At 57.1% G+C, this 9,065-nt stretch carries 5 protein-coding genes and 1 pseudogene; 3 read left to right on the top strand and 3 right to left on the bottom strand.

All coding sequences use genetic code 11. The features are described from left to right. Positions 1–140: 140 nt before the first annotated feature. The 3 genes and pseudogenes from ltrA to L6D80_RS26810 all read right to left on the bottom strand — a co-directional run bounded on the left by ltrA (position 141) and on the right by L6D80_RS26810 (position 4,305). A pseudogene (gene ltrA, locus L6D80_RS26820) lies at positions 141–1,563 on the bottom strand (group II intron reverse transcriptase/maturase). Positions 1,564–2,038: 475 nt separating this feature from the next. Next, a complete protein-coding gene (locus tag L6D80_RS26815) occupies positions 2,039–2,563 on the bottom strand; it encodes an RDD family protein (protein ID WP_023383565.1) in 525 nt (174 codons plus the stop codon). A gap of 704 nt (positions 2,564–3,267) precedes the next feature. Further along, entirely contained in the window at positions 3,268–4,305 is a 1,038-nt protein-coding gene (locus L6D80_RS26810) for a ParM/StbA family protein (protein ID WP_023383567.1), read from the bottom strand. Between the two features lie 223 nt (positions 4,306–4,528). Here L6D80_RS26810 and L6D80_RS26805 point away from each other — a divergent pair, with 223 nt between their 5' ends. The 3 genes from L6D80_RS26805 to L6D80_RS26795 all read left to right on the top strand — a co-directional run bounded on the left by L6D80_RS26805 (position 4,529) and on the right by L6D80_RS26795 (position 9,049). Further along, the gene (locus tag L6D80_RS26805) at positions 4,529–5,056 is read left to right on the top strand and encodes a hypothetical protein (protein WP_023383568.1); all 528 of its coding nucleotides are present in this window, start codon (positions 4,529–4,531) and stop codon (positions 5,054–5,056) included. A gap of 1,803 nt (positions 5,057–6,859) precedes the next feature. Beyond that, positions 6,860–7,147 carry a hypothetical protein gene (locus L6D80_RS26800; RefSeq protein ID WP_023383569.1) on the top strand — a complete coding sequence of 96 codons (288 nt, stop codon included), beginning with the start codon at positions 6,860–6,862 and terminating at the stop codon, positions 7,145–7,147. Between the two features lie 30 nt (positions 7,148–7,177). Next, positions 7,178–9,049: a UvrD-helicase domain-containing protein gene (locus L6D80_RS26795; protein ID WP_023383570.1), complete on the top strand. Its 1,872-nt coding sequence runs from the start codon at positions 7,178–7,180 to the stop codon at positions 9,047–9,049. Positions 9,050–9,065: the final 16 nt, after the last annotated feature.

Raw genomic sequence — 9,065 nt, 5'->3', positions numbered from 1 at the left:
AATAGGAACCGAGTGTTGGCTGCATGAAATACCCGTTTAAAGGCTAGATCTGGTGCTCACTTAAATTTGAGTGCACTCGATGTCTTGGCTTTGCGGGGCTGGGTAGATGACATGGCCGGACGGTTACCGTATACGGCGGTTCAGGTTATGCGATTAAGCCGGTTTATCGTATCCAGTATTGAGACCAGCCCGAGTCGATCCCACAGCTTCTTCGGTAGCGCCTGATTCATATGTGACGCTCCCGAGTTCCACCATGGGCCTCGGCCATTGACCGCCGATTTCCACGCCCGCGCCTCGTCGATTCCCAAACGCATCAGGTTGCGCGCCCTCGTAGAGGGCCGCTTCCATTGACGCCATATGACGCAACGAAGTTTGTGACGCACCCAGCCATCAAGCTCCTCAAGTGGCCGCTTGCTCTGACTCAGCTTGAAGTAGCCAGCCCAACCACGCAGCACGGGAGTCATTTGCTCAACGATAAATCTCATTGAGCGGGCCCGTATCCGACGCAAGAGTTCCCTGAGTCGGTCGCGCAGGCGGTGCAGGCTTATGCTCGCTACCCTCAGCTTCGGCTGTTTATGCCAGCTCATCCCATAACCCAAGTAATCACAGGCCCAAGGCCGTGCCACACGGCTCTTTTCCCGATTCAGTGTCAGTTTCAGGCGCTGGATCAGGAAACGCTCAACACTGGCCATGACCCGTTCGCCTGCACGATGACTACGCACATAAATGTTCGCATCGTCGGCATAGCGCACGAAGCGATGGCCCCGCCGTTCCAGTTCGCGATCGAGTTCGTTGAGCAGGATGTTCGACAGCAACGGCGAGAGCGGGCCGCCTTGCGGCGTCCCTTCCTGCCGTCGGCTGACGAGTCCACCTGACATCGTTCCCGCTTCAAGATAACGACGGATCAGCGTAAGAACGCGTTTGTCCTCGATCTGACGCGCAACATGGGCCATCAGGACATCGTGATTCACCCGATCAAAGAACTTCTCCAGATCGAGTTCCACGCACCAACGGTGACCCGCCACCACATGGCCGCGGGCGGTTTCGATGGCTTGGTGAGCGCTTCTGCCCGGACGAAAGCCGTAGCTGTAGTCCGAAAACAAGGGGTCGAAGATCGGCGTGAGCTGTTGCAGCAAAGCCTGCTGGATCAGGCGATCCACGACGCAGGGAATACCCAGCTGCCGTGTTCCGCCTTTGGATTTGGGGATGTCGACGGCGCGTACACCTTGCGGGTGATATTCGCCAGCCAGCAACCGAGTCTTGAGGATCGGCCAATACTGTTTCACGTAGCCTGCCAATTGGTCGACCGTCATGCCATCGGCACCCGGTGCACCCTTGTTGCTGACTACGCGTTGATACGCACGCTTGAGGTTGGCGGGTGCAAGCACCCGCTCCATCAGCGTGTCCGGCTCCGCGTTCGTCCACGCCACAGACGCCGCCGATGTCTGCGCACTGACAGCCGCAAGCCCAGGATTCTGTCCCGGACTTGGGGTTACAGTTCTCTTGCGGAGAAATTTCTGCTTTTCCGACATTCGACGAGACTCTGACGCCTACTGGCGGCATAACCTGTTCGGCCCTTGGTGGCATGGTTATTTGCCACTTACTACGGCCTCGGCTGACTTCTGTAGGTTCATCCCGTCGCCTCTCGACGCTCGGTAGCACAGTGGCAAACCTACAGATCTCCCAGGGTAATTCGCGTGACCTTCCTGCTTATGCCTGTCGGATTTACGTCACAGCGTTCCGTGCAAGTATCGGGCTTTGACGGTTTGGGCCATCTTACCCCGCTGCGCCGCCTCTATCCGCTTCCTGTTCGTCAGGCCAGCATTTTGCCTCGGGCTTCCTTCAGATTCGCAGTCACCCGCGACACCCTTGCCTTCGGCTAACACTTCCCCTTGCCGGGTGTGTAGAGGACTTTCACCTCCAAGTCACCAGCGTGGCCACCACAGCCAAGCTGGTTGCGCTTGCGCGCAACGCGCCATGCCTGGCGCACCCAAAAAAAACCGGCCCTGAGGCCGGTCATGTAATTTGGTGCGGGTGGTCACGTGCCCCGTTTAGTCACGGTGGTGGACGCCATGAGGTCGAAGATGAACTGGGATTTCACAGTGAAAACCGGAACCGCGATGAAGGCTGCAAGCACAACGGCTAGCACGAGCGGATGCCCGATGCTGAGCAGAAGCAAGACGGACATGATCTTCAAGGTGGTGCGCAAGATGCACTGCCAGATGGATAGGTTGCCGTTGAGCGAGATCGTCCTGACACGGAACAACAGCTTGCCGGCCGTCGTGCCACGCCAAGTCCTGGTCAGTGTCGCTTCGTAGATCAACCACACCAAAGGCAACAGAACAAGGAAGTAAGGTGCCAGGCTGAGTGCTGCCCCCTCAGTCCAGCTCAGGCCGGGGGTAGCAACGTCGAATGGGCCCGACGTATCGACATGGGCATTATGAGCCATGACTAAAGCCAGTAGTGCTAGCGATCCACCCAGTACCAGCGATACCAAAACAAAATCTGTCGTGGTTGCCGCTATGCGCTGAGCGACGTTCAGCAGTTTGGAGCCAATTTTCATCGTTCACCTGATTGCTTGTGGAGGACTAGAACATGTTGCCCATCGCATCGAGTGCTGCCATTTGCGAGTTTGTGGGTTCGGCCGTGGTCGGATCTTGAGAGTCATGCGATGGGCTGGCCTCATCAAGGGCACCTGCGCTTGAGAGCAGCTGCGGCTGTTGGTCGATCAACGAGTCCCGAGCATCCATACCGTAGTCAGGTGGGGTGGCGACAGGGACAGACAGTGCATGAGCCTCGACAGCACCTGTGTGCAAGGGAGCACCACTCTGGGTGCCCACCGGCTCAGGTTGCAGGGGAGGGCGAACCTCCTCGACAACCAGGGCCGGCTCCATCGGTTCAGCGGGAGCTAGGGGCCCTGAGGGCGGCGCGACTGCCGGAGCTTTTACAGCCCCTGGTTTTGCGGTGATCTCTCGCTGCCGTGGTACCCGTTTCTTTCGGCTCGGTGGAGCTGCACTTTCACGCTTGGATTGGCGGCCCGTCGCAATCATTCCCCCCGGGCCAGCAAGAGCGTTATTCAGAGCTTCGTCTAGGGTGCCGGCCTCACTGTGGCTCAAAAACCACTGATAAAAGACTCCCCTGATAAGAGGCGTGTCTTTACCGTATGGCAGTTCGGACATGAACTCCAGCAAACCTGGGCAAACGTCTTCTGGGATATTCAGATTTATTTTGCGCTCAGTTTCATTAGGGTCATATACACGAATTAACTTAGCCATTTACAGCAGACACCCTTTTTGCATTCGCGTTTACGATGCTCCGGATGATTTGTCCAAGGGCATAGCGAGCAAAACCGTCAGCAACAGCCCAGCGAGGATTTTTTACAAGAATGCTGTGTTGCCATACATCTTTGGCGCGAGCATAGATCGCCTCGGCGCTTCCACCCGCAACTAAAATCCCATTGAGGGAACGAGCATCATCGGAAAACAACGAGTTACCTTTAGAGATAACCTCCTGAACCACATGCTGTTGAGCTTCGGTCACTTGCTCTTGAATGTTTACCTCCTGACCGTACTGGAAAAGACATTTGGTGCTGAACGATTCCTCACACTCCACCAGGCTTGCTTGAATCTCGCGCTTGCCTAGGATGCGGCGCAACTGCTCTGCAGCAGCACTCATTCCTGCGCAGGAGTCAGCGCCCCGTTCAATATATTGACCTTCCCTCATCAAAAGAAAGTCAGTCGAGTAATGCCCACCCTCGATGACGCCATAGGATTTAGGCCTTCCGTTAGCACCATTGATCAGATTTTCAATGGGCATGCCCGACTGATCAAGGATGTAGTCGCAGTAAGCGCCCATTGGCTGAGGAAGTGCTTTCAACTCGACAGTTTTAGGGAGTGCTTTCCGAGTGCGCTCGACCAGACTGTCCTTACGAGAGCCGAACAACTTAGACGGGGTACCGATAATTACAAATGCCTCCTCAATACCTTGAACTCCCTTAGCACGTAACCTGGTGAAAGCCGACTGAATAAGCGCCAGATATTCAGCGGTATCCGTCCAGTTGTCGTTCAACCCGATAGAGGAGGTGAGGTTGCCCTGGAGGCGAGCGGTATCGCCAGTGAAGTATGCCTTGCCATCGACAATTTCGGTCTCGGCCTGGGCGCGAGCCGCAGTCGTCGGGTCGGTGAGTTCGACAGCTGGAACCGCCAGAGTGGGGTACATGATATCCGTTCGTTTGCCGTCGTGGTAAGCGACGACTTTAATGGCACTACGACCCGCATCCAAACCGATTGCTACGCGACCTTTCATGAAAAAAACCTATATAAACCAGTGACTTAGAAGGGTTAACGATGCGCACTGTGCAGTGTGCAGTGCCTACAGTGCAGTGCGATGTAGCTACTGTGCTGTATGCATTGATGTGAGTCTAAGATACATAACACGTATTGACAATACTGGATGGTGACAAAGAAAATTCGCCGGAACGCGCCCCCTCGGCGCGGCTATACACAACCCCCCGGCGAACGCTTAAACAATGGCTATACACAACCCCCCCTCCATCGACGATTTCGAAGAGCTTCGGCGCAAAGGCAAGGAGTCGGTCGACACCGCTGTCGACTACCTGATTCGCATCGATCAGCTCCTGGTCCGCATGGGTGAATTGCTCTACGTCATGCAGCCGTTCCAGACGGGGCGCATAGGGATCGACTTCAACCAGCACCGGGGCCAATCGCGACCATTCGTGCGGGTCTATCGAAAGCTCAAGGCCGGCAAGGGGAAATGGATGTCCACGAACGTGAGCCACAAAGGCCTCACGAAGAGAGTGAAGCGAGCCCGAGAATTCGAGCCCAATCACAAGCTTGTTCTGAGCCTGTGCGAAAGGGTTTCCAAACTCTTTGACCTCAGAGCCGAAATGCACGAGCGGGTACGAAATATGAGCCATGGCGTAAAGCTGACGCTCAAGGCCAGAGAAGATGATCTGGCATCTCTTGAGTCTCTGGTGGGCAGCATGCTGGACCAGGTGGAAACGAAGTTCGAAGGAGAGATCGACGTGGATGAGTAATCGCTAATCAGTTTCGCGAAGGCCTTGTCGATCAACGTCGGCAGGGCTTTTTTTTCGTGGCTGAGGGCGACCAGAAACTATTCGGTGACAGGCCAAGTATGAACCGGGCTATGGGCAAAGCGGACTAGAAGCGAACCGGTGTTACGCGATGTGTGACTCTGCGGCTTTGGCGAAGCTAACTAGAAGCTGACCGGTGTTATGCGCAGTGGGATCCTGCGGCTTCGGTAAAGCGGACAAGAAGCCTACCGGTGATTTGGCGAAGTGTTATCCGGGCTCTTGCTGAGCGTAGTGTGATCCGGCCGCTGAGAATTGCTTTTGCATTCGGTGGTGAGCTGACTTTTATCTGGGCCTGGCGGTGTTTGAACCGAACTGCCTCGCGCCCGCTCCCTTAATCTAATTTAATTCTCTTCATTCATTTTCTCTTATTCCGGTTGCACCATCGGCCTCATTCTGGCGCCGGCACTTGTGTCGGATTCTCTTTTTCCGCTGCTCGTTGTGCCACCCCTCGTTTTGCAAGTTTGGTTTGGGTGCCTGTCGTGGGGCTGGCCGTTGTGGATCTGCCAGTTCTTTCTGTGCCGCTTGTGCCTCTGCACCCGCCGGCTCCCTTCTGCTGATGACGTATTGGGTTCATTCTTCTTCTGTGGATTCTCTTTTCTCTCTTCTCTTCTTCATCTCCATTATTTCACTGCGACTTCTACGTCGTCTGCTGTGCGTGAGAGCATGAGTGGTGGGATCCTATTGTTCTCGCACCAGTTCTAGATGTTGAATTGTGCCATCGCTAGTTTGGGGTTTCGTTGTTGCGCTGCCGCATTGGCATTTCATTGTGCTGGCGCTTGTTCTGCTGCCGCAGGTTTGGCGCTTTTTCTCCTGCCGACAGCATAACCATTTGTGCCTTTCGCTACGCACCTCGGCCGGCGCTCAACCGTCAGTCCCTGCGGGTTGCGTCAAGCGAAACAGGCCACCGGCAGTCGGTGGCGACCCCAAGAAGGATCTGACGGGGGAGGAGAGCGACGGGCTGAGAAGGATGCGACGGGGGGAGGAGAGAGGCTGGCTGTGCAGGGGCTCGATGCTGGTCCTGCAGCTGGCCTCCGATGATCGGTCGCGGTCGGTGGTGGGCGGTGTGAGACCTGTTGCTGCGGTTTGCGATCCTGGCGTGGCCGGCAGAGTGCGATGCCCGGCGGCCGGTGGTGGGTGAAGCTGGATCTGTGCTGGCGGTGCTCGATCCGGCTCGCAGCGTGTGATGCTTGGCTGGCGGTGGGTGGTATGTGACCTGCCTGGCGAGGCCGACCCTGCTGCTCTCCTGGTGCCGCTTGTGACCGGGCAGGCGGGTATTGACGATTGGCTGGCAGTAGTCAGCACCTGGTGCCGAGTGGTGGTGCTTGGTCGGATTCGTCTCAGCTCAGGGTGCTTGGAGCCGCTTTTCTCTGTTCGGTGTCTCGTGGGTGGGAAGCACTTCATTGCCTCCATGATTCTCAGCTCATTGCATGCGTGCATGCCCCTAGGCGATTGCGGCCCGGGGTATCTCTGCCAGCGAGCGCCTCCCTTTTGGTTGCTGGGCGGCGTATCGGCGCCGACGGGGCCGGCTTTTATGGCTGCGCTTAAGCATAAATGGTTGTGCTGCGGCTTTCCGCTTTTGTCTCTCCTAGGGCATAAATGGTTGTGCTGGCGGCCAACGCTTTTCTCGCTACAGAGTCATAAATGGTTGTGCCTGTATTCGTAACACGTAACTATAATTTGCCTTGCATCCATACAAATCTATAGGTATTGTGGAGCCATAAATGGTTGTGCCAAGGAGCCACCGAGATGAACAAGTCCTTTGTGATGAAGCAGGTTGGGAAGGGGGCCGGGTCGATCGCTCTGGCTGCTGCAGCTTGTCTGTTTGCTGCATACGTTCGACAGGCCTTTGGTGGCTGGGCCTTCGCCGGCTCGTTACTCCTGGTGATCGCAGCCAGCATTCCGATGGTCCTGTTCTTCAACCTGTTTGCTGACCCAAACGTGAAGTTCAGCAAGAAGGAACGGCTGATGGATCAGGAAGACCCTCACTGCATCTTCAATGACAGCCTCAACATGTTCCGCAAAGACGACGATTGATTCACCACTCGCACCTCAAGGAGGCCGGCAATGGCCGCGAAAGCTTTCACCCCAAACAAAGACCAGGCTGTTGCCCTGGGCAGTACCGCCAAGCGCTTGCTGATCCGCGCCAAGGCGGGTGCTGGTAAGACCTCGCTGCTCATCAAGCACGCCCTGCAGTTCCCAACCCAGCGCCTGCTGTATGTGACCTTTGGAAAGGCCAACAAGGAGGACGCAGCTGCTCGCTTCCCTGACAACGTGACCACCAAGACCAGTCATGGGCTTGCTTGGGAAGTCGGTGGCCAGTTCAAGAAGGTTGGCAAGCAGGATGATCTCCACCCATCCCACCTGGCCAAGCAGTACGGCATCCCAATGGCGTTCGCTCGCCACCTCTACGTCACTCTGCACAACTACATGGTCTCTGCAGACCGGGAGATCCTGGCAGCGCATGTGCCGGCACAGATCGTTGGCGATGACCGTGAGAAAACAGCGGAGTGGGCGAAGGTTGTTTGGGAAGACCTGCAGCGCTTGCGCCAATGGTCTCGCGGGTGCGGCGATAGCCAAGCCGAGCGTGCTGAGTTCCTGGAAACCACTCATCTGCGAATGCCGCACGACGGCTACCTGAAACTGTGGAGCCTGGGTGACCCTGACCTGAGCCACCGTTACGACCAGATCCTTCTGGACGAGTACCAGGACACCAATCCTGTCTTTGCTGCGGTGATCCTGCGGCAGAACTGCCCGCTGCGCTTGGCCGGTGACGACTTCCAGGCAATCTTCGGTTTCCGTGGTGCCTACAACACCTTCGAACCGTCGCAGTTCGACCAGGTCGTATCGCTGAGCGAGAGCCACCGTTATGGCGCCGGCATCGCCGAGCTGGCCACCATGCTCTTGCGTGAGTTCGCCGGCGAGCAGGATCCAGTGCGCAGTTCACGCCATGAGCTGACTACCCGTTTTGCCGTCGACCGCACCAAGCCTTACGCGATCATCGGGCGCACCAATGCGAAGCTGTTCGCCAGTGCTGTCCAGCTGCTGGAAGGCCAGCGTCTTCACTTCGTGGGTGGCGTCAACGAGTACCCGTTCGACAAGCTCGTTGAAGTGCACCACCTGCGCGCCAACACGGGTGTCCGTCTGCGCGATCCTTTGCTCAGTGCGTTCCGCTCTCTCCAAGATCTGGAGGCTTATGCCAACGACACCGATGACAAAGAGATCCACGCCCTCATCAGTGTTGCCAAGCAGTATGGCGATCAAATCCCGAGCCTGGTACAGCGCATCAAGGATGCTTGCGTCAGCGACATCAACGACGCGACCGTCATTCTTTGTACTGCCCACCGCTCGAAAGGTTTGGAGTTTCCGCAGGTGGTTCTGCTGAGCGACTTCCTCAACCTGATCACCGATGCCGGCCTGCCGCTGGTGCTGGATACCCCAGAGCTGCGCCAAGAGCTCCACCTGCTGTACGTGGCGCTGACCCGTGCGATGGAATCCATTGAGGTGAATGAGCAGATCCAGGCAGTTTTGCGTTACTGCGAGACCGCTGGGGTGGTGGGTGAAGCGGTGGAACCTGTCGCGAAGCACACCGAACAAGTGGGGGGCCTATCGCTGGTTGTTAGCCCTGAACAAGAGGCCGAGACCTTTGCTGCGATCACCGGCGTGGGGGCGCTTTCCAAAGTGGCTGAGCTGGTCGGCGCCGATGCTGCCCTGCTGTTCGAGGGCGATCAGGTTGAGTCGCGCATCGAGCTGGCCATCCTGCGTCATGCGGCCCTGACTGCGGCGGCGATCGCGGGCGTAGTGGGTGTCTCCGTATCCCAGGCGGCCGATACCGTTGCGTCGATGGTGCGCCAGGGTCGCCTGCATGGTGGCCTGTTCATCGGTTGCCCAGATATCACCGGGCGCCTGGTCAGTGACCTGCACCTGGAAGTGGCCTGATGCACTACCTACTGAT

It is taken from the genome of Pseudomonas ceruminis (assembly GCF_021602025.1).
Lineage (GTDB): Bacteria > Pseudomonadota > Gammaproteobacteria > Pseudomonadales > Pseudomonadaceae > Aquipseudomonas > Aquipseudomonas ceruminis.
This window is presented reverse-complemented; position numbering and strand designations above follow the sequence as displayed.

What these genes read in the sequence shown, in the direction of transcription:
- L6D80_RS26815 (WP_023383565.1), bottom strand. Translation starts at nt 2,563, where the DNA reads ATGAAAATTGGCTCCAAACTGCTGAACGTCGCTCAGCGCATAGCGGCA.
- L6D80_RS26810 (WP_023383567.1), bottom strand. Translation starts at nt 4,305, where the DNA reads ATGAAAGGTCGCGTAGCAATCGGTTTGGATGCGGGTCGTAGTGCCATT.
- L6D80_RS26805 (WP_023383568.1), top strand. Translation starts at nt 4,529, where the DNA reads ATGGCTATACACAACCCCCCCTCCATCGACGATTTCGAAGAGCTTCGG.
- L6D80_RS26800 (WP_023383569.1), top strand. Translation starts at nt 6,860, where the DNA reads ATGAACAAGTCCTTTGTGATGAAGCAGGTTGGGAAGGGGGCCGGGTCG.
- L6D80_RS26795 (WP_023383570.1), top strand. Translation starts at nt 7,178, where the DNA reads ATGGCCGCGAAAGCTTTCACCCCAAACAAAGACCAGGCTGTTGCCCTG.